Origin of the sequence: Pedobacter steynii (assembly GCF_001721645.1) — a bacterium.
Lineage (GTDB): Bacteria > Bacteroidota > Bacteroidia > Sphingobacteriales > Sphingobacteriaceae > Pedobacter > Pedobacter steynii_A.
This window is the reverse complement of record NZ_CP017141.1, coordinates 168,885-191,286: the sequence shown is the minus strand read 5'-3', so window position 1 is coordinate 191,286 and position 22,402 is coordinate 168,885. Positions and strand designations below refer to the sequence as shown.

Below are 22,402 nucleotides of genomic sequence, written 5' to 3'. Positions count from 1 at the left end.
ACTCAGGGCAGGAACGGACAGAGGATCCCCGAAGCGATTTCATCGTATATCAGTTGAGTTTCCAGAACAGGGACCGCCAACACTTTTCCATAGTCAATGATGGCTCCGGCAAAAAGTTCCAGTTCTGTATTTTCCTTTCCGGACTGTACATCCAGTTGCAGGGAAGTGGGGGTATGGTAAGGAAAGGAAGCTGCTTTCTGGAAGGTTTTTTCGATAATATCCTCAGGTATGGAAATTTCCTTCTTTTCAGCGATTGCCTCGATTTCTTTCATAATCAAAGCCGCCCTGTTATGCAATGCCGGTTCTTCAACTACCTGTCCGATTGATTTGTTGTATCTTGCGGTAACTAAACCGAAACTGGCGATAAAGAAATATTTTGTCCAGATATCAGGGAAAGAGTTTTCTTTATAGTCGAGGTCAATGCCGGCTGCCTTCAGCAGGTTTGCAATTTCCTGAGCATCATATTCTGGATTTTTAGGGTCTTTTCCCATCACTATTTTGCCTGGATTGCCTTTATGTTCTACCGTTCCCTTTTCTTTAATATGGGAGGCCACATATACACAGGAGGGAAGTACAATCCCATTCGGAATAATTTTACGGATTCTTTCATATATATCCACTCCATTCATTAAGGGTAAAATTACGGTCTCGTCATTGACCCTGTTTTTTAATTGCTGACAAATATTTTCCAGGTCATATTCCTTTACACATACGACGAATATATCCGTCTCTGGCAATTCTTCAATGCTTTTGTAAATCTGTTTTGAATGGGCAACCGAATTTTCATGTTCTGCTGAAAGCAAAGTCAATCCATTCTCTTTGACCGTCTTATAGGTCTGCTCTCTGGCAATAAAAGAAATGTTTACAGATTCATCAGACAAATATTTCTGTGCCAGCTTAAACCCGAAATAACCTCCAACACCACCAAGACCTATAATTGTGATCTCTTTTGTTTTCATATGCGCTCTATTTAATTTTTGAGTTATCGCCCGCAAAGTACAAACACTATTAGATTTCTATTTATGATTTTCTTTTTACAAATTATTTAAAATTATTTGCTGATCAGCTGATATTTGTTTGACAGGATTGCTACTTTTGACAGTATGAAACAATTGTTGCTATTTTTTTTCTCTTTTATTTTTTTCGGTAATCAGGTTAATGGGCAGAGTTCTTCCCATTCGGAGAAGGTGATTAGTAAGGCTTTCACATTAGGCAAAACCGACGAAATACGGTCAGCTGTACTTTCAGAAACAAGAATTCTGAATATTTATTTACCTCAGGGCTATAGTGCAGATTCAGCAACTACTTATCCGGTGATTTATTTACTGGATGGATCGGCAAATGAAGATTTTATACATGTGTCTGGATTGGTTCAGTTCTTTAATCTGACGGAGATGATGCCGAAATCAATTGTGGTGGGGATTGCGAATGTAGACAGGAAAAGAGATTTCACTTTCCCTACTACGGTGGCAAAGGATAAGGAAGATTTTCCTACGACGGGTAAATCTGCAAACTTTATCAAGTTCCTGAGTAAGGAGGCACAACCTTATATTGAAAAAAATTATAAAACCAATGCTTCCAAAACATTGATCGGACAATCGCTGGGAGGGCTGTTGGCTACAGAGATTTTGTTCAAAGAACCTGGTTTGTTTAATAATTATCTGATTATAAGCCCAAGTTTATGGTGGGATAATGAATCCCTGTTGACCCAATCCTCTGGTTTATCGAAATCTTTTCCAGGTAAAAAAGTTAAGGTCTATGTTGCAGTAGGTAAGGAGGGCAAAATTATGGAAGAAGATGCAAAAAAGTTGTCTGAGGTGCTAAAGGATCTCAATCATGCACAATTAAAAGTAGATTTTGCATTCTTTCCTGAGGCAACACATGCAGACGTATTGCATATGGCGTTATATAAAGGATTCCAATTATTAAATCAAAAAAATTAAGCGATTGATGCAAACTAATATAGTTACGGAACGACTTTTTATTAATGACATCACTTTGGATGACAAGGTGTTTATGCTGGAGCTTTTAAATACCGATGGTTGGAAACGATTTATTGGAGATAGAAACGTCAATAATGAAGAGGAGGCGAGTGCCTATATTCAGAAAATTATAGATAATCCTAAATTCGGTTATTTCACCGTCAGGTTGAAAGAAGAAGGTACCACGATTGGGATGGTGAGCATGATCAGACGTGATTATTTCGAACATGATGATATTGGGTTTGCTTTTCTTCCTGTATACGAAGGTAAGGGATATGCTTATGAAGCAGCATCAGCGGTGCTGAACCATCCATCAACACTTAGTGCACATAGCCGGATTCTGGCAACAGCATTAAAAACAAACAAGAGTTCTGTCCGGCTTTTAGAACGCTTAGGTCTGGTGTTTGATCGGGAGATCAATGTTGAAAATAAAGAGCTTTTGCTTTACTCCATTGAAATTGATCAGTTGTTACTAAACCAGCTTACCAGTCGTTTCTTTTCTGTTTTCAGTAATGTAAATCATCAGAAGCCAGACTGGGAATCTATCCCCGAAATTTGTTTGACGGAAAGCACCTTTATCAAAAAAAGCGGACTGGATGAAGAAATTTATAATCTGAACGCTTTTATTGAACCCCGCCGGCAAATACTTTCTGACGGAACTTTAACCGGTTTTGCTGAAAGTGAAATCAACCACAAGACCGGCATTTACGGAAATATTGCTCAGCGATATTCAACATATGAGAAAAGCGGCACATTAAACGGAATTCCATTTAAAGCTACCGGAAATAAGATTTTTCAGTTCATTAAAACCAGAAAGGGTTGGAAAATCAGCTCGGTAGTCTGGGAGGATTTTAATCTGCTGTAAATGAGATGGAATTGAAGAGGGCTTAACAATTTGTTTATAGTGCTGCATTAATTTTGTGTTTAGCCAATCAAAGCTAATGCGAAAAAAATGAAGATTCAAGACAGCAGGATTAATCAATTGATCAGACTGATTATTCCGGGATTTTTTATGGGATTCATCCTGATGATTGGGGCCTGCAAAAAGGACAATGCAAAAAGAGAATATCCTCAGGGAAGTAATGAGCAGGTCAATACCTGGATTCTTGACAGTTTAAGACGATACTATTATTGGGCTGATCAGTTGCCCTCAAAGCCTGATCTGGCCCAGGTTCCAGGTACATTTTTCAGTTCGGTAAGAAACACAGCAGACCGCTTTTCCCAGCTTTATTTGCCTGATCAGGCGGGTGCGCCAAGTTCCCGTTCCTTATATGGCTTTGAATATGCAATAATTCAGGAGCCGGTAACCGGGCGGGTTTTTGGTCTGATAAAGTGCGTCCTAAAGGGATCTCCTGCAGAAAGATATGGCCTGAAAAGAGGTAACTATATCAGTAAAGTTAACGGAAAGAGTTTTACGAACAGCAACGCCAGGGCATTTGATCAGGAACTGCTCAATGGCAGGAATACGAAACTTATGCTGGCGGAATTTAAAGAAGGACAGTATATTGATCAATCCGAATTGAATATGATTGCTGGTTTGACTTTTGAACAGCCGGCAGTCCATGAGGTGATAGAAAGAGAGAAGCTGAAAATAGGCTACGTTTATATAGATGGTTTTTCTGCAGGTATTTCAGGTACATTAATTCCGGTTTTTTCAGCATTTAAAAGTTCGGGCATTTCAGATCTGATTATAGATTTGCGGTATAATTCAGGTGGAGATGTATCTGAAGCGGCCGCTTTGTGTGCCATGATTGCACCCGGAATAAACTATGATACAGATTTCATCACTTATAAAGGAAATAAGAACGGTGGAACGAGAAAGGAATCAATCGGAGCAGCGGCAACCTTTGATCAGCGAGTGGATTTTAACACCCTTCTTCAAAGCAACCTGAGCCTAAAACGGGTTTTTGTCCTGGCTACCGGAGCTACTGCATCTGCATCAGAGGTATTCATCAATAACCTCAAACCCTATATGCAAGTGAGGGTCATTGGAGAAAAAACTGTGGGTAAAGATGAGGCCAGTTTCTTAATCCGGGATCAGAGAATACCCAGACAGGTAAATTGGGAGATGTATCCAATCATCTATAAGCTGTTCAATGCACAGGGGCAGGGAGGCTATAGTGCGGGAATCAATCCTGATATAGAAATGAGTGAATTTACCGTACTTCCTTTAGTTCCGTTCGGAAATATAAATGATGCTTTATTGAGCAAGGCCCTGGATCAGATTTCAGCTCAGAAAAAAATATCCGGAAAACTTTCTGCTGTAAATGAGGCTGGAACCGTTCAGAAGAAGATGCTGGTTCTTTCTGATAGTCATGTTAGTAAAGCGGTACACAGCATGGTCTTTACACACCGTTAAACTCAAAAAAAGAAAACGCGTTAACACATTTGATTTAGGCTTAATACTAAGTTAAAATAGGGGACCTACTTTCGGAAGTATAAAAACGGAAGAATCTTATCCTCAATTATTTTGAAACAGTTAGACAAATCCTTGCTTGAGAAATTGGTTGTTTTGCTTCGTGAAGGTGATACGGCTGCTTTTAATGAATTATATTATCGTTATAAGGGAAAGGTGCACCAGTTTGCCTATCGCTTTGTAAGGTGTTCCGAATCAGCTGCTGAGTTGACACAACTGGTTTTTGTACGCTTATGGAAATATAAACATACGATAGATGCGTCCAAAGATTTTGATGCTTTTTTATTAACCATTACCAGAAACCTGGTATTTAAAGAATTTCAACGGAAAGCGAAGGCTAGTGCTTATCAGAATGAAATACTAAAGATAGAACAGGTTTATGATCCTATTGCCAGTTTTATGGATTTAAGGGACTATCGTAACCTTGCTGAAAAAGCAATCAATAGTTTACCACCACAAAGTAAAAAGGTCTTTAAGCTAAGCCGGGAGGAAGGTGCAACTTACGAGCACATTTCTAACGAATTGAATATTTCCAGAAACACTGTACATAGTCATATGGCAAAGTCTTTAAGCCATATCAGACAATATTTTAAAATCCATACGCCGGAAACTGTACTTGTTTTATTTACAGTATTTACCATTTCCTAAATCAATCTATCCCTATTTTGATTGGCCTCAGCAAAACTTGCTGAGGTTTTTTTTGCTGATTTTCAGTGCATTATAAATTATTTGAAATTTATTTCAGTTCCGACTAGACATCTTGCCCATTAGCGGGATATATACTTATAGACAGGCAGAAGTTTGGCCGTCTTAAAGTAATGAAAGTGAATACTAACGAAGAAGCAAAGAAATTATTTAAACTTTATCTGGAAGGGAATACCAGTCCTGAACAGGAGGAAGAATTGTTTTCGTTTATACGGAAACAGGAAGATATGGATGAATCTTTTAAGGAGGTTACTGAGCATGCCTGGAATGAAGATAACAACTGGAGGGATGATTCTTTATCAGCTCAGGTTGAGCTTCAGTCCGTATGGACAAAAATAGGGGAGGAAGAAGAGTCCCTCAAAAAGGCAAATTCTTCCTGGTTAAAGTATGCGGCTTCCTTCATTTTGGTTTGTGCAGCGGCTTTAGGTTGGTATTCCGTTAAGACAGAAACCAGGGAAGAAAACCAACAGGTGGTTTTAATGACCAGAATCACTGGACGCGGAGAAAGGGTCAAACTGTTGCTTCCGGACAGCTCTGTGGTTTATTTAAATGCAGTAAGTAAGCTTAGCTTTCCCCAGCATTTTGAGAAAGGTAAAAACAGGGAAATTCATTTGGAAGGAGAGGCCTTCTTTGAAGTGAAGCAGGATGCCAGTCGCCCGTTCATTGTCCATAGCGGACATTTGCAAACCAGAGTATTGGGGACCTCATTTAATGTGGATGCCTATCCGGAGAGCAAACGTTTCAGTGTCTCTGTACGTACAGGTAAAGTTGGTGTATCTTCTTCAGATAAAGGAAAGCTGAAACACCTCTCTTTTCTGACTCCAGGCAAGAATCTGATCTATCAGTTGGGCGATTCCAGTTATGCTGTAAACGAAGGACGCCCCGCAGACTTTAACAGCTGGACAGAAAACCGGTTTATTTTTAAGAATGAGTTATTGGGGGTGATGCTGACCCGTCTGGAGAGAAGCTATAATGTGAGCTTTAAGGTGAAAAATGAAAAAATATTGAAATGTCGTTTCAATGCTACTTTTTATAATAAAAATATCAAGCAGATTACGGAGCAGCTGCATACCATGAGTAGTGGCAAAATACACTATGAATTTAATGCACCTAAAACAATAATTACTTTATGGGGGGAGGACTGTCAATGATGAGTTAAGTTTTGATAAACCGCCACATCCCTATTGGCTACGCTATGAAAAATTTAACGGAATAATGATGAAAAAACAAACCGCCCTGCTGTAACAGGACGGTCCTTAAAAATGTTTCGTAACTCTCGATAATTAAAAAACTTTTTGAATCAATGAATATAACGCTATACTTTTTAATAATAAAATACTTTAACAAAATTAAACCTCAATCACTTCTGATTGCTGTCCTGCTTTCAGCCAGTTGTGTATGCAGCGTTTCAGGGAGCACTAAAGCACAGAATAAAGCAGAAAGCAGGGTCAGCCTGAAGCTGTTGAACGTTAACCTGATTAAAGGACTTAGCACCTTAGAAGATAAAGCCGGTTGTATCATCAATTATAACCCTGCTATTTTTAAAAGAGAACATCATATCAGTATCGATGTAAAAGATATGCCTGTTGCGCAGGTGGTAAAAAAAATGCTGGAAGGAACCGGTGTTGCTTATAAAATCAATGACCCTAATACCATTCTTTTATATAAACTTCCGGATCCGGTAAAACCAGGAAAAATCAGTGGTAAAATCCTGGACGAAAAAGGAGAGCCATTGCCAGGCGCCGGGATTAAGGTTGTAGAACTGAATCGTACGGCAAGTACAGGAGTAGATGGCTCGTTTAGCATCAGTGTTGATCCGGGTACTTACACCGTAGAAATACGTTATGTGAGTTATCAGCCCAGAAGAGTAACCGAGGTGATCGTTAAATCAGGAGAGAATATTCCCTTGAATGTAAGTATGAAACCAGCCTCGGAAACATTAACGGGAGTGGTTATTACGGGTGGATACAAGAAAACATCTGCTGAAGGGCTGCTGGCACGTCAAAAAAATGCCGCCGAAATGAGTAATGGTATCAGCGCTGAGCAAATCAGCCGTACGCCAGACAGGAATATTGGCGAGAGTTTGAAACGAATCAGCGGAGTAAGTACTGCTGACAATAAGTTTGTTATTGTGCGTGGTATCGGAGAGCGCTATAATGCTGCATTGCTGGACGGAACTCCTTTACCAAGTACGGAGGCTCAAAGCCGTAATTTCTCTTTTGATCTGATCCCTTCAGGATTGGTAGATAATGTAGTGGTCAGTAAAACGGTAACCCCGGATATGAATACCAGCTTTGGGGGGGGCCTGATTCAGGTCAGCACTAAGGATATGCCGGATGAAAACTTTGTCACCTTTGCAATAGGAAATTCTTATAATGACCGGACAACCGGAAATTCATTTTATAGTCATAAGCGGGGTAAATACGATTTTCTTGGATTTGATGATGGCAGACGTAGTGCACCAGATAATTTATTGCCTACCAATCCTAGTGTAAACCAATCTTTAACACCTGCAGAGCTTCAGCAACGTGTGGATGACCAGAGCAGACGCTTTACAAATGATAATTTTACGCTTTATAAGAACAGTGCACCAGTTAACCAAAGTTATCAGTTTACGATAGGGCAAAAATTTGATCTCGATACGGCTAAAAAAGCTAAACTTGGTTTTACCGGCGCGATCACATACAGGAATGGTCAGAGCATAGAAAACTATGATAACTTCCGACGTGGTAACTGGAATTTAGCGGCCAATAATTATGGCAATAGTTATAGTTATAACACCACCTGGGGTGGATTATTAAATGTGGGCCTTCAATTGGGTATACATCGTTTAAGTCTGAGAAATACTTATACCAGAATGTTCAGCAATAAATTATTCAGAACCTATGGATATAATGCTGACGTTTCTAATGAAGAAATTGCAAGCCGGCCACCATTTATCCGTGAAAATGATGATCCTACATTTACTGGTTTATTGCAAAATAAACTATCAGGACAGCATCAGCTTGGTAAAATAAAGCTGGAATGGGATGCTGCAAGGACAGCAGTAACCAGAGAAGAAAAGGACTTGATCACCGCAGAACAGGCGCCTGAATTAATCGAAGGTCAATATCAATATTTCTATTACCCGGGTAATTTTTCTGAACCGAAGACTTCTCCGATGTCCCGACAGTATTATAAAAATAACGAAAAACATTATACCTGGAATATTGCCGGAACATTGCCATTTAATATCGGACCATTGCGCAATACGGTTAAAATAGGATATTATGGAAATAGAAAAAAAGGAGGTTTTGACTGGACTATACTTCCTCTGACTGTGAATAGCAGTAAATTAAACCCCGCATTAAAATATATAACCGTAGCGGAGATGCAAAAGCCTGAAAACGTAGGTGCTGAAGGTTATATGTATCAGCTCTATTTTATGGACAGGTTTTCCGGAAAGAGTACCACTGATGCAGGTTACTTAATGTTTGATAACCGGTTGGCAGAGAAGTGGCGATTAATATGGGGCCTTCGTGGAGAGTATTTTAAATATACACCTATTACTAATCCAAGCAATGGTGGGTCACGGGTACCTTATACCCAACAACGTGATCCGGCATGGAGATGGCTACCTTCAGCAAACCTGACCTACAGTATGAATTCCCAGATTAATATCAGAGGAGCATGGTCAGTTACTGTTGTACGTCCGGAATTGCTAGACAATAGCCAATTTTTCAGATATGTTCCGGAATTGGATGGTGATATGACCAATGGTGGAATAACCAGCACAAAAATTACCAGCTATGATCTTCGCGGTGAATGGTTCCCAGGGCTTGGTGAAGTGTTTTCAATAGGAGGATTTTATAAGTATTTTGATAAACCTGTAGAGTTAAGTCAGACGGAAGGAGCGAATACTTATTATTTATTGTCAAATTCTGATTATGCCAAAGTTTATGGACTTGAATTTGAATTCCGTAAAAAACTAGACTTTTTTGATTCACAGGAATGGCTTCAGAATTTCACCTTATACGGAAACCTGACCTTACAGAAATCCAGGGTTCAGGGAAGGAGGAGAGTTATTGATCTGATCACAAACGAAGAAACTTATATACTGGAAAAGTTAAATCGTCCAATGTATGGTCAAAGTCCATATCTGCTCAATATGGGACTTCAATATCAGGGAGATCGTTTCGGCGCTAACCTGATGTATAATAAAAGCGGAAGGAAAACCTATATCGTTAGTGCCGGACCTCAGTCCATTGATTATGAAATGCCCAGAAGCATGGTTGATGCACAGGTAAGTTATAGATTGATGAAAAATAAGATGCAGTTGAAGTTCAATGTCGCGAACCTATTTGATCAGGCTTCTACTTTTTATAAAAATACGCCAGACTCCAATGCAGAAAAAGTGCCGGGCTATGCTCCTGGAAAGTCTGATAATTATGAGCCGGGTGAAAGAATTACGCAGCGAACTTATTTTGGAAGGACATTTAGCTTACAGCTAAACTATAATTTTTAACTAACAGAAGTTTCATCCCCCCTAAAAAACAAAGAAAGGAGAAAATAACAATGGTCTTTTCAACTGAAAATAAAGGTTAAAAAAAAACAGGGTTGTTGAGAACCCTGTCAGATAAAAAGCCTGTGCTACCCCTAATGGCGCATCAGTATGAAAACAGTACAAGACCGTCTTAATTTAAAATTGTCAATTTGGTAAGCTTATCAGCCAAGGGCCATAAGCTTAGAGCTTTAGTCAGCTAAATACGACTGCAATTTAATAAAAAAAACATACAATGGTAACATTCATGTTTAAAATACCATAATAATAATTAAAAAATCATCCAAGAACCAATAACAACAATTGTAATATTATGAAAAATGTATTATTAACCGGTTTAGCTTTAGCTGCCCTGACTTTTGCTTCTTCTTGCAAAAAAGATTCAAATACTAACGATAACGGATTTGAAAAACGTAGTACCGTAGCAAGTTATGCTGCTGCTGCTGCTTTACCTGTTCAAACTGTAAGTGGTACAATTACAACCAATACTACCTGGGATAATACCAAAGTTTGGGAACTTAGCGGTGTGGTTACTGTTGCAAGTGGTGTTACTTTAACGATCAATCCTGGAACTTACATTAAATCAACTGTAAACACTGTAGGTATTCCGAATGGTGTTTTGGTAGCCGTACGTGGTGCTAAAATCAATGCAATTGGTACAGCTGAAAACCCAATTGTTTTCACTAGCCGTAACTTGTTAGATAACAACGCTGCTACAAATCCTGTTCCTGGTGATTTCGGTGGTGTAATCCTTTTGGGTAAAGCACACGTGAATACTACAACCGGAACTAAAGAAATTGAAGGTCTTCCTACAGGCGGAGCTTATACATTTGGTTCGGCTAAAGGTTCTGAAGTTGAAAATGATAACTCAGGAACTTTAAAATATGTACGTATCGAGTATGCTGGTTTTAACTTAAGCACTGATAACGAAGTAAACGGACTAACACTTGGTGGTGTAGGTAACCTAACTACTTTAGATCATATTGCTGTTCTTTATGGAAAAGATGATTCATTCGAATTCTTCGGTGGAACTGTAAATGCAACTTACCTGGTTTCTAAAGCAGCTGATGATGATAACTTTGACTTCGATAACGGATACAATGGATCGATCAGATATGCAGTAGCTGTAGCAGATAAAAACTCTACACATAGCCAAAGCGGTGGTTCTTCAGATTCAAATGGTATCGAGTCGGATAACAATGCTCCTACAGAAGATGCTACTTTTGCATTAACTCCAAAAACTCACCCAAAACTAAGAAACTTCAGTATTATTGGTACTTCAGCTACTAACGCTGGATACAAATTCGGAGTTCGTAACCGTCGTGGTGCTGAAATCGAATTGTCTAACTCAATCATCACTGGTTATCCTTCAGGTTTCGTTTTCAATGATGGTACAGAATCTTTCTATGCTTCAACGGTTTCTAAACTAACAAGCAATGATTTCCATGGATTTACTGCTGCAATCACTCCTGCAGGAACTTACACTGGAAATACAACTTCTACCGCTGCTACTGCTCCTTCTTTCAGCATGTCTCAGCCGTTCTTTAACAATGGAACTTTAAGCTTCGTTGGTGCTACTAATGGTGCCTTTGCAGTTGATGCTACCTGGGCTCAAGGTTGGTCAACTTTGTAAGCGAATAAAAAATGGTTAAAATGAATTGCAGCATATTGCTGCAATTCATTTTTTTAAACAAAACATACATGAAAAAAAACATACAAATTATCTTCTGTTCTTGTCTGGGAATGATGTTCCTATTGATGTTTGGTTGTAAAAAACAGGAACTGGCTGTAGAAAGTCCACCCAACGTAATTGACCTGTCTATTAAAGGAACGACTTTAACAGACACACTTGAATTCCTGAAAGATGGAAAAGTAATTGGACAGACAACTAAAAGTAATGGAGATCTCAATGTTAAGGTAATCGTGAAAGGCGAAGGTGCCGAATTGCAAATCCGCAGTAAAGGGAAGGAAGCAATTCTAAGTAAAAGAATGATTTCAGCAGCAGAAAAACTGCAAAATATAACCTATTATTTTGATGGTGATAAAATATTCAGCAAAGTCGTTGCTTTAAGTATCAAAGGATACTCAGGAGCAGAAGAGCTGGAGTTTGTGATGGATGGTCAGGTGTTGGAATCCGGTAGCGATGTCATCAATTCTGTATTGAGCATTGGTATCGAAGCAGACCAGAAAAGAACATTACAAATACGTAAAAAAGGAACAACAGTACCGTTAATGGATAAAGAAATTATAGGTGCACAATCAGCTGCGTCTTTGACCTTTTTTTATGACGGGACAAAAATATTTGATAAGATAGATCTTGCTGTACCAACTAATCCTGCGAATATGATTGTAAATGCTTCATTTACAAATAAAGTAGGGGTTTTTCTGGGGCCGATAGATTTGATCTTTTATAAAGGTGCCTCTACCGGAATGAGACCTTTTGAATTTACAGCAACAACATTGAGAATTGAGTTGCCAGCTGATGGCTCTTTTAGTAAAAATATAGAATTGCCCCCTTTGCCCGACTCCGGAGCACCTAACCTGAACGTATACTCGTTCCGAATTGTGAAAAGAGGGACATTAACAGAACTTCCTTATGACATGACGAATGAATTTCCACCTGCCAGACCGGAAAGTGGTTTCTTTGCCGGTAATATCACCTTTACCGCCGGAGGAGCTGCCGTTTTTATTCTGGGAGATCAAATTATACCAGATGATTGGGATGGTACCATCATTCGTCCTACCATGAAAGACATCGCTCCTTACTTTAAATAAAATACAGATAATTTTAAAATCTGTTCTCGTTTCGTCATGTTGGTCTATGCAAGTATCCCCCCGTTGTATAGGCCACATGGCGTTTTTTGATTTTCTTATCTTATATTTGCTTTATGTCAGTTCAGGAAAGCACCACACGTTTGCAGTATCTTTGTGATACCATCCCATCCTTATTAAGAAATAGCGCTGAAGCAGAGTTTAAGCATAAACCTGCTCCCGGAAAATGGAGTAATAAAGAGATGCTTGGACACCTCATTGACAGTGCAACAAATAACCACCAAAGATTTGTAAGAGCACAGTTCGAACAGGTACCGGTAATCGTTTATGATCAGAACTCCTGGAATACCTATAGTCATTACAATTTGCTGGACAGCAAACAACTGATTTTGTTCTGGGAAACCTATAACCGTCATATCCTTGCACTGATCCGGAATATGGACCCTGAAAATTTAAACAGAACTTGTTTCAATGGGGGAGAAACAGCCCAAACTATAAGATGGCTGTTCATCGATTATGTTGCCCATATGGAACATCATCTGCGGCAGATGCTAACTTATTAGGCCCTTCAGCCTGGATTAAGGAATCTTAATCTTAGTGTAATCTTTTAACTCAAACCGGCCATATTCTGAAAACTGTTGCAGGATAGTCAAAATAATCGTATCTTTGCCCGGCAAATAGTAACTCCTAAATTATTTGCTATGCAACTCGATCCCAATAAATTTATCTCTGAAGGCTTAACATACGACGACGTATTATTAGTCCCTGCTTATTCTGAAGTTCTGCCACGTGACGTGGATACCGGAAGTTTTCTTACCAAAAAAATACGCTTAAATGTCCCTGTAGTTTCTGCAGCAATGGATACGGTAACTGAAGCTGGTCTGGCAATTGCCATCGCCCAGGCAGGTGGTATCGGAATGCTTCATAAGAACATGAGCATTGAGCGCCAGGCGGAAGAAGTCAGAAAAGTAAAACGTTCAGAAAGTGGAATGATCCAGGATCCGGTTACTTTAAATGCAGATGCTAAAGTGGCGGATGCATTCCAGATCATGAAGGACTTTAAAATCGGTGGAATTCCTGTAATTGATGCTGACAATAAACTGGTGGGTATCATCACCAATAGAGATCTTCGTTTCCAAAAAGACATGCAACGTAAAGTTTCGGAAGTGATGACCAGAGAAAATCTGATCACTGCTCCTGAAGGTACGACTCTTTTACAGGCAGAAGAAATCTTACAAGACTATAAAATTGAAAAACTTCCTGTAATTAATGCAGAGGGACACCTTGCCGGTTTAATTACTTTTAAGGACATCCAAAAATATAAAAACTACCCGAAGGCCTGTAAAGATGAGCGCGGAAGATTACGTGTAGGTGCTGCGGTAGGTGTGGCAGCAGACAACATCGATCGTGTGGCAGCTTTAGTTGCGGCAGGAGTAGATGTAGTTACTGTGGATACCGCACATGGTCATTCCAAAGGTGTGATTGATATGGTAAAAGCGATTAAAGAAAGGTTCCCTGATTTACAGGTGATTGCTGGGAATATCGCTACAGCTGATGCGGCAAGAGCATTGGCAGCAGCAGGAGCTGACGCGGTTAAAGTAGGTATCGGCCCGGGATCTATCTGTACTACAAGAATTATCGCAGGGGTAGGCGTACCTCAGTTGTATGCGGTTTTTGAATGTGCTCAGGCATTGATCGGAACAGGAATTCCTGTAATTGCTGACGGTGGAATTAAACAAACAGGTGATATCGTTAAAGCGATTGCCGCAGGAGCAAGCTGTATCATGGCAGGTTCACTGTTTGCAGGAGTAGAAGAGTCACCAGGTGAAACCATCATCTATGAAGGACGTAAATTTAAATCTTATCGTGGTATGGGTTCAGTAGAAGCCATGCAACAGGGATCAAAAGACCGTTATTTTCAGGATGAAGAAGATGTGGTAACCAAATTGGTTCCGGAAGGAATTGTAGGCCGTGTTCCTTACAAAGGGACTTTAGCAGAAGTGATCTATCAGTATGTTGGTGGTTTAAGAGCAGGAATGCACTATTGCGGAGCCGCAACAATTGAAGATTTACAAAAAGCGAAGTTTGTACGCATCACTGCAGCGGGTATGAGAGAAAGTCATCCACATGATATCTCTATCACTAAAGAAGCACCAAACTACTCGAGTACGAGATAATTTAAATCCAGATATTATTATTACCGAAAGGGTTTCCATGGAAACCCTTTCTTATTTCAACCTTTTATGAAATCTATAGGTGTTTACTGTGGTGCAAACTTTAATGGCGATCCGGTTTTATTAGCCGCTATCGAAAATCTTGCTGAGACGCTTACTAACCATGAGATCCGCCTGGTGTATGGTGGCGGAAGCGTGGGGGTAATGGGTGTAATTGCGGATGAGATTTTAAGCCGTAATGGCTTGGTAACCGGGGTGATTCCTCAGTTTCTGATGGATAAAGAAGTAGGTCATACCGGGCTTTCAGAAATGATCATCACTGAAAATATGCATCAGCGTAAACAACAAATGGCAGATCTGGCGGACGGTTTCATCATCCTGCCCGGAGGCTTCGGAACTTTAGAAGAGTTCTTTGAAGTGCTGACCTGGTTGCAGCTCGGTTTGCATGCTAAACCAATCGGCGTATTGAATATAGGTGGTTTCTACGATCATCTTTTTGCACAGATGGATGTGATGGTGCAACATCAGTTTCTGAAGCAAAGCAACAGAGATCTGGTATTTAACGAAGCTGATCCGAAAATTCTGGTAGAAAAGATGATGAAATTTGATGCCCTTCCCGACGATAAATGGTTTAAAGACCGGAACCTGAGCTAAGTTATAAGAATTCGTCCGGACCTATTTCCCAGGTCCAGGGCTTTTTGAAGCTATGAAAGGTACGCAGGTTTTTTAGCGGAAAATCCTGAGACACCGTTTCATTGGCCGCATCTCTGTTGTGGGTTTTTCCGGTAGTGACCAATCTTTTTTTCAGGATGAAATCATATTTTTTATTGGTCATCTCTCCCGAAGTCTCATTGTAATACTGGTTGCCTGCTTTTTCCAGAAACCAGTTTTTATCTTGGTATCGGAAGGTATAGTTCAGCTTCCAGCGCCAGTCGCCACCCCCTTCAAAGGATAAAACAAGTTTATTGGAATCAATTTTTAATGGTCGTAATGGATCGCCCATAGCACCACCCTCTGCCGAGCGGAGAATGAAATTGTTATTTTGTACACCGATCTGGTAACCTGCTCCATCTGCCCGTTTAAAGTAAACAGCCAGGATTCTCGGCTTTTGGATTTCCGTAATAATCTCTGTGGTATTGTCTCCATAAGCCCGGCTTTCGCGGATTTCCTTATGGTATTCCATGATAAAGGCAAAGTCATTCAATTGATCGTGGTTCAGGTCCCCGGAAATGGAATCTAAAATTTTCCAGTTGGCCGGAATTAATGCAGACAAGGATTTCCCCTGATTTGGAAGCGTCGGGTACTTAAAGTTTTGTGCATAAACAGCCGTCTGACAAGCTAAAAAAAATAAGACCAGTTTTATTCTCATACGTCTAAAAGAACGATAATCATGCCGAAATAGTGTTCCGCTCTATTCGGAACTAAGAAAAGATCTTGTAATATTGTACCATCATGAGTAAAGAGATCAGCCTTTTCAACTGGAGTGGGGGTAAAGACAGTTGCCTGGCCCTGCATCATATTTTAGCCGACGAACGTTTTGAAGTCCGGTATTTACTGACTACCGTAAATGAAGCTTTTAACCGGATTAGTATGCACGGGGTCAGAGAAGAATTGCTCGTAAAACAGGCGAAAAATATTGGAATTCCATTGTACCAGATCCGATTACCGGAATCTCCAAAGATGGAAGATTATGAAAATAGCATGCATGGCCATTTAACCCAATTGAAAAAGGAGGGGATCACGCATTCAATTTTTGGGGATATTTTTCTGGAAGACCTGAAAAATTATCGCGAAGCCAAACTGCAAGAAGTCGGTTTGAAAGCAGTCTTTCCGCTATGGAAACAGGATACCAAAGCCATTATCCGGGAATTTATTGCATTGGGGTATAAAACGGTGATTGTTTGCACGCAGGAAGGACTGGAAGACTTCTGTGGAAGGGTGATCGATGAGCACTTTATTGACGACCTTCCTCCAGGGATTGATCCCTGCGGAGAGAACGGAGAGTTCCACACTTTTGTATTTGACGGGCCAATATTTAAGTCGCCCTTACCTTTTACTTTAGGAGAAAAGGTGTTTAAAACCTTCCCATCTCCGCTAAGCACATCAGAAAAGCCTGCGGGTTACTGGTATATTGATTTGCTGCCTTAACCAGGAGCGGTTTGATGTCGAATAAATCGTTATCAAATTAATGAACAGATTATTACCACCTTATCACCTAAAATATATAGATTCGGTTATATAGGGTAATAAGGGATATATCGTATCTACTGTCTATGGGGATAGACAGCTCATATATTCGAACGCTCTAATGACGAGCTCCACCAATTTATAATGGTTTAATTAAATTTCAATATGAAAAAGATGTTGTTGTTTGGTATGGCTTTGCTATGCTGTGATCTTTCTGCAAAGCCTATGCACGTTTTTTCCTTCCGGAACAGACCTGTATTGAAAGGACATTTTATCGGGAGGGCTAAATATATAGGAGTGATCGGGAGAAAGTATAAAAAATGTGCTGGTAAATTTAAAAAAGATAAATCTCATTTTGATCTTTTAAAAAGAAAGGAGCAATAAAATGGATACGGAAAACAGTAAACGGGAAAGGCTTCAGCTATTGGTTCATTCGTTTTTCAAAGAGCATTCATTTGATGAACTCATCGACCTGCTTTATATCCTTTACAGAGGCTGGGCGCTACAGGTATCGCTTAAGGTTGATCGGGAGGAAAGGCTTAGGGTATTGACCTGTTATAGTGAACTTAAAGAGTTTCTGGAAGAGTTCTCCGACTTATATACTCCTGAGATTCGGGTTGCCAAACATCCGCCTGAAGACTCTTTCTGATCCTTAATACCCCGGATGTATATTCTATTTGTAATAAATTTACAACGAAATGCAATACAAATGGAAGCTTTATACCAAAGCCCGAAACGGACTTTTGTTTCATTGGAAAATAGATTTAACTTGCCCCAATGAATATAGAGTTCAATAAAAACGAAGACTTGAATAAACAGTCCGTTTACGAATTAAAGACAAGACTTAAAAAGATATATCAGGGTGGAGGAGAGAAGAGTGCTGCGAAGCAAAAGGAAAAAGGAAAGTTGCTGGCACGTGAACGCATCGCCTATTTAATTGATAAAGAAAGTGAGTTTCTGGAAATAGGCGCCTTAGCCGCAGATGGTATGTACGCTGAACAGGGAGGCTGTCCTTCTGCGGGGGTAGTCTGTGGGATTGGTTATGTTTCCGGCAGACAATGCATGATCGTCGCAAATGATGCTACCGTTAAGGCGGGAGCCTGGTTTCCTATGACTGCCAAAAAGAATTTAAGGGCACAGGAAATAGCGATGGAAAATCGCTTGCCCGTAATCTATCTGGTAGACAGTGCCGGGGTTTACCTGCCCATGCAGGATGAAATTTTTCCAGATAAAGAACATTTCGGAAGGATGTTCAGAAATAATGCATTGATGTCTGCTGATGGAATCGTGCAGATTTCTGCAATCATGGGGTCTTGTGTAGCAGGAGGAGCTTATTTGCCAATCATGAGTGATGAAGCCATGATTGTAGATGGTACGGGTTCTGTGTTTCTTGCGGGCTCATACCTGGTGAAATCAGCTATAGGTGAGGATATAGACAATGAAGCTCTTGGAGGTGCTACGACACACTGTGAGATTTCAGGAGTAACGGATTATAAACATCCCAATGACCAGGCCTGTCTGGATAGCATCCGTAACATCATGAGCATGTTAGGTGCACCGGAATCTGCTGGTTTCGATAGGATTAAGCCGGCGATGCCTAAGCTTGATCCGGAAGAAATTTATGGTATCCTGCCCGAAAACAGAGAGAAGCCTTATGATATGATGGACATTATTCATCGTCTGGTAGACAATTCCGAATTCGAACAATATAAAGAGTTGTATGGCCAGAGCATTGTATGCGGACTGGGAAGAATAGACGGCTGGGCGGTTGGTATTGTGGCGAATCAACGTAAAGTGGTGAAATCCAAAAAAGGAGAAATGCAGTTCGGTGGAGTGATTTACTCGGATAGTGCGGATAAAGCTGCCCGTTTCATTATGAACTGTAACCAAAAGAAAATTCCACTTGTATTTTTACAGGACGTAACCGGATTTATGGTAGGTAGCAGATCGGAGCAGGGAGGAATCATTAAAGACGGAGCCAAAATGGTCAATGCAGTCGCCAATTCAGTGGTTCCTAAATTTACCATTGTGTTGGGGAATTCCTATGGTGCAGGGAATTATGCCATGTGTGGTAAAGCTTATGACCCCCGTCTGATCTATGCATGGCCAAGTGCTAAAATTGCAGTAATGGGAGGTGCTCAGGCTGCAAAGGTATTGTTGCAGATTCAGGAAGCTTCTTTAAAATCAAAAGGGGAGACGATTACTCCTGAAAAAGAAGCGGAACTGCTCAAAGAAATTACCGACAGGTACAATAGTCAGACGACACCCTATTATGCGGCTTCCAGATTATGGGTAGACGGCGTAATCGATCCGAAAGAGACGCGTAAAGTGATTTCTATGGGAATAGAAGCGGCAAATCAGTCGCCAATTAAAAAGCCTTTTAACGTAGGAGTAATCCAAACCTGATTTTCTGAAAATATACGGTAACGGAGTGATTTATAATCAATAAATCATAATGCTGCTTTGTTGCATTTTGTTACTTGTTCAAAGCAGGATTAAATTGTAATTTTGTATAATAATAGAAAGAATAATATGTCACAAGAAATAGAACACGTTCAATGTTTAATTATAGGTTCAGGCCCGGCAGGATATACTGCAGCAATTTATGCAGCGCGCGCAGACCTTAAACCAGTAATGTACACCGGTATGGAGCCGGGTGGGCAATTGACACAAACCACCGATGTTGATAATTTTCCGGGATATCCGGGTGGAGTTATGGGACCGGAGATGATGGAAGATTTTCGTAAGCAGGCTGAACGCTTTGGTACAGATATCCGTTTTGGTTATGTGAGTTCTGTAGACTTTTCTTCTATGCCACATAAAGTAGTCGTGGATGATATTAAAACCGTTACTGCTGATACCGTAATTATCTCTACCGGTGCTACTGCAAAATGGTTAGGTTTGCCTTCCGAGCAGAAATATAATGGCTTTGGTGTTTCGGCATGTGCAGTATGTGATGGTTTCTTCTTTAAAGGACAGGACGTTGCAATTGTTGGCGCAGGTGATACCGCTGCAGAAGAAGCTACTTATCTGGCTAAACTTTGTAGAAAAGTATATATGCTGGTAAGAAGAGATGAATTCAGAGCGTCTAAAGCTATGGTTCACAGGGTACTGAATACCCCAAACATCGAAGTAGTATACCATACCGAAACTCAGGAAATCATTGGTAATGGAAAAAACGTAACTGCTGTGAAAGTATTGAACAACCAAACCGGTGTTGAGTCAGAAATCCCGGTTGAAGGTTTCTTTGTCGCTATCGGTCATAAACCAAATACAGATATTTTTAAAGGATGGCTGGAAATGGATGAAACAGGTTATCTGCAAACCATTCCAGGTTCTACAAAAACAAATGTAGAAGGCGTTTTCGCTGCTGGTGATGTTCAGGACCACTACTACCGTCAGGCAGTAACTGCGGCAGGATCAGGTTGTATGGCTGCATTAGATGCGGAACGTTATCTGGCTGCTAAAGAACATGAAGTGAAAGCTTTATCTTAAGAGATATAGAGATATTAAGATATCATGATATCAAAGAGCGGGCCCTGTAAAGGAGCCCGCTTTTTTTGTAAAATAACCCCGGGAATCTTTTGACGGATTTTTTTTATCTTGTGCATTAATTCAAACCAGATTATTTAACCAGATTTCTGCAAATGACCAGCTGTTTACCAGGCTGATGAAATTTCAGGGATCAAAAAAAGAATTAAACACAAAACACACAAATGAGAAAACTATTTACAATTGTTCTGTTGGCATTTCTTGCAATAGAAGCTTCTGCACAGAGTGACCCGAATATGGGGATCATTCCTGCACCGGTATCCGTTAAGAAGAACAGTGGAACCTTTAAACTGGATAAAACAGTGGTTTTAATATCCAATGAACCTAAAAATTCAAGGATGGCAGATTTGCTAAATGCTTTTGTCACTACCAAAGGCGGTTTTGCTTTGAGAGAAGTGAAATCTGAGTCGGCAAATGAAAAAGCAATCATTCTGACTTCGGAGGGGGCTGATCAAATGCCTGCCGAAGGTTATAAAATCAATATTACAGATAAAAAGATTACAATTACAGGTAAGGAAGCAGGATTGTTTTACGCTGTACAGTCCATCATGCAGCTGATGCCGGAAAAACAGAACAATGAAATCCTGGTTCCCGCTGCTGAAATTAATGACTATCCCCGTTTTAAATACAGAGGGTTACACCTTGATGTATCCCGTCATTTCTTTCCTGTTGCTTTGGTTAAGAAGTACATTGATGTCATGTCTCAGTATAAACTGAATAATTTTCACTGGCATTTAACAGACGATCAGGGATGGAGACTGGAAATTAAAAAATATCCTAAACTGACTTCAGTGGGAGGCAGTAGAAACGGAACCATTATCGGGCACCACCCGGGGGTAGGAACTGACAATAAAGAATATAAAGGTTTTTATACTCAGGATGAAGTGAAAGAGGTCCTGGCTTATGCGGCGGCAAGGTTCATCAATGTAGTTCCTGAAATTGAACTTCCAGGACATGCTTCAGCTGCAATTGCTGCCTATCCGGAGTTGAGCTGCTTTCCGGAGAGAGATACTTTTATCGATCCGAAAACACCTTGGTCTGGAAGCAGAAAAGGCAAACAGGTTCAACAACAGTTTGGTGTATTTGATGATGTCTTCGTACCTAATGATAACACTTTCAAATTCCTTGAAAATGTATTGGATGAAGTTATCGCTCTATTCCCTTCTAAATACATCCATATTGGTGGTGATGAATGCCCTAAAGAATATTGGAAACAAAGTGAATTCTGTCAGAAACTGATTAAAAAACTAAATCTTAAGGATGAGCATGGCTTACAGAGTTATTTTATCCAAAGAATAGAAAAGCATGTCAATAAAAGAGGCCGCTCTGTAATCGGATGGGATGAGATCCTGGAAGGTGGTTTGGCTCCTAATGCGACCGTGATGTCCTGGAGAGGTACAGAAGGTGGTATTGCAGCTGCTAAACAAAATCATGATGTGATCATGACGCCTAATGCAGGTGGTTTGTATTTTGACCATAAGCAAAGCAATTCTCCGGATGAGCCTACAAATATTGGTGGTTTTGCGCCATATACCAGCTCTTATGCTTATGACCCGATGCCTAAAGAACTGAATGCTGATCAGCAGAAATATGTAATTGGTGTTCAGGCAAACCTTTGGACTGAATATATTCAGACTCCGGTAAAGGTGGAATACATGATCATTCCACGAGTATTCTCTTTGGCGGAAATTGCCTGGAGCCAGGCGGAACGTAAAGACCTTAAAAACTTCTCTGAGCAACGTCTTCCGCTTCATTTGGCAAGACTGGATAAATCCGAAACCAATTATTGGGTACCTGCGCCAATTGGTTTAAATGAGAAAGTGTTAAATGGAGAAAACTTTAACCTTGAGCTTAAAGCCCCGGTAGAAGGATCGAAAATTTATTATACATTAGACCTTACCCGTCCTTCAATTAATGGGAACTTGTATACTAATGGAGTAAAAGTAATCGTTCCTAAGGGAGAAAAGCGTATTTTGAAGACAGTGGTGATTACGCCATCCGGAAAACAAAGTGTGGTAACAGAGACCATTTTAAACAATGGTGCTGCTGATGTAAAAGCTAAATAATTGTTCGC

19 protein-coding genes are annotated in these 22,402 nt (G+C 40.1%); 17 read left to right on the top strand and 2 right to left on the bottom strand.

Annotated features, from left to right (window positions below; all coding sequences use genetic code 11):
• Nucleotides 1–2: 2 nt before the first annotated feature.
• A complete protein-coding gene (locus tag BFS30_RS00815; protein WP_069377536.1) occupies nt 3–959 on the bottom strand; it encodes a ketopantoate reductase family protein in 957 nt (318 codons plus the stop codon).
• Nucleotides 960–1,103: 144 nt separating this feature from the next.
• On the opposite strand from BFS30_RS00815, the gene BFS30_RS00810 reads away from it, so the two are divergent.
• The 11 genes from BFS30_RS00810 (at nt 1,104) to BFS30_RS00760 (ending at nt 15,243) form a co-directional block, all read left to right on the top strand.
• Nucleotides 1,104–1,943 (top strand): alpha/beta hydrolase, encoded by an 840-nt coding sequence (locus BFS30_RS00810; RefSeq protein ID WP_069377535.1) that lies wholly within the window; start codon nt 1,104–1,106, stop codon nt 1,941–1,943.
• A 7-nt stretch (nt 1,944–1,950) separates the two neighbouring features.
• Nucleotides 1,951–2,847: a GNAT family N-acetyltransferase gene (locus tag BFS30_RS00805; protein WP_083251891.1), complete on the top strand. Its 897-nt coding sequence runs from the start codon at nt 1,951–1,953 to the stop codon at nt 2,845–2,847.
• A gap of 87 nt (nt 2,848–2,934) precedes the next feature.
• Entirely contained in the window at nt 2,935–4,341 is a 1,407-nt protein-coding gene (locus BFS30_RS00800; RefSeq protein WP_083251890.1) for a S41 family peptidase, read from the top strand.
• A gap of 111 nt (nt 4,342–4,452) precedes the next feature.
• Nucleotides 4,453–5,046, top strand: a complete 594-nt coding sequence (locus tag BFS30_RS00795) for an RNA polymerase sigma-70 factor (protein ID WP_167353112.1) — start codon at nt 4,453–4,455, stop codon at nt 5,044–5,046.
• A gap of 176 nt (nt 5,047–5,222) precedes the next feature.
• The gene (locus BFS30_RS00790; protein ID WP_167353111.1) at nt 5,223–6,254 is read left to right on the top strand and encodes a FecR family protein; all 1,032 of its coding nucleotides are present in this window, start codon (nt 5,223–5,225) and stop codon (nt 6,252–6,254) included.
• Between the two features lie 152 nt (nt 6,255–6,406).
• Entirely contained in the window at nt 6,407–9,607 is a 3,201-nt protein-coding gene (locus BFS30_RS00785) for a TonB-dependent receptor domain-containing protein (protein WP_069377531.1), read from the top strand.
• 349 nt (nt 9,608–9,956) lie between these two features.
• Nucleotides 9,957–11,276: a hypothetical protein gene (locus BFS30_RS00780; protein WP_069377530.1), complete on the top strand. Its 1,320-nt coding sequence runs from the start codon at nt 9,957–9,959 to the stop codon at nt 11,274–11,276.
• Between the two features lie 68 nt (nt 11,277–11,344).
• Nucleotides 11,345–12,418, top strand: a complete 1,074-nt coding sequence (locus BFS30_RS00775; protein ID WP_157262842.1) for a hypothetical protein — start codon at nt 11,345–11,347, stop codon at nt 12,416–12,418.
• A gap of 113 nt (nt 12,419–12,531) precedes the next feature.
• Nucleotides 12,532–12,978 (top strand): DinB family protein, encoded by a 447-nt coding sequence (locus tag BFS30_RS00770; protein WP_069377528.1) that lies wholly within the window; start codon nt 12,532–12,534, stop codon nt 12,976–12,978.
• Between the two features lie 138 nt (nt 12,979–13,116).
• A complete protein-coding gene (guaB, locus tag BFS30_RS00765; protein ID WP_069377527.1) occupies nt 13,117–14,592 on the top strand; it encodes an IMP dehydrogenase in 1,476 nt (491 codons plus the stop codon).
• Between the two features lie 66 nt (nt 14,593–14,658).
• Nucleotides 14,659–15,243: a TIGR00730 family Rossman fold protein gene (locus BFS30_RS00760; protein WP_069377526.1), complete on the top strand. Its 585-nt coding sequence runs from the start codon at nt 14,659–14,661 to the stop codon at nt 15,241–15,243.
• A gap of 1 nt (nt 15,244) precedes the next feature.
• Here BFS30_RS00760 and BFS30_RS00755 read toward each other — a convergent pair whose 3' ends face one another.
• Entirely contained in the window at nt 15,245–15,958 is a 714-nt protein-coding gene (locus BFS30_RS00755) for a hypothetical protein (protein WP_069377525.1), read from the bottom strand.
• An 83-nt stretch (nt 15,959–16,041) separates the two neighbouring features.
• Between BFS30_RS00755 and BFS30_RS00750 the strand changes: the two genes are divergently transcribed.
• From BFS30_RS00750 to BFS30_RS00725, 6 genes are all read left to right on the top strand, one after another.
• Nucleotides 16,042–16,737: a diphthine--ammonia ligase gene (locus BFS30_RS00750; RefSeq protein WP_069377524.1), complete on the top strand. Its 696-nt coding sequence runs from the start codon at nt 16,042–16,044 to the stop codon at nt 16,735–16,737.
• Nucleotides 16,738–16,941: 204 nt separating this feature from the next.
• Complete coding sequence (locus BFS30_RS00745; protein ID WP_069377523.1) at nt 16,942–17,160, top strand: hypothetical protein; 219 nt, start codon at nt 16,942–16,944, stop codon at nt 17,158–17,160.
• Between the two features lies 1 nt (nt 17,161).
• Nucleotides 17,162–17,425, top strand: coding sequence for a hypothetical protein (locus BFS30_RS00740; RefSeq protein WP_069377522.1), 264 nt, complete (start codon nt 17,162–17,164; stop codon nt 17,423–17,425).
• A gap of 128 nt (nt 17,426–17,553) precedes the next feature.
• Nucleotides 17,554–19,182 carry an acyl-CoA carboxylase subunit beta gene (locus tag BFS30_RS00735; RefSeq protein WP_069377521.1) on the top strand — a complete coding sequence of 543 codons (1,629 nt, stop codon included), beginning with the start codon at nt 17,554–17,556 and terminating at the stop codon, nt 19,180–19,182.
• A 126-nt stretch (nt 19,183–19,308) separates the two neighbouring features.
• Nucleotides 19,309–20,271: a thioredoxin-disulfide reductase gene (gene trxB, locus BFS30_RS00730; RefSeq protein ID WP_069377520.1), complete on the top strand. Its 963-nt coding sequence runs from the start codon at nt 19,309–19,311 to the stop codon at nt 20,269–20,271.
• A gap of 221 nt (nt 20,272–20,492) precedes the next feature.
• A complete protein-coding gene (locus BFS30_RS00725; protein WP_069377519.1) occupies nt 20,493–22,394 on the top strand; it encodes a beta-N-acetylhexosaminidase in 1,902 nt (633 codons plus the stop codon).
• Nucleotides 22,395–22,402: the final 8 nt, after the last annotated feature.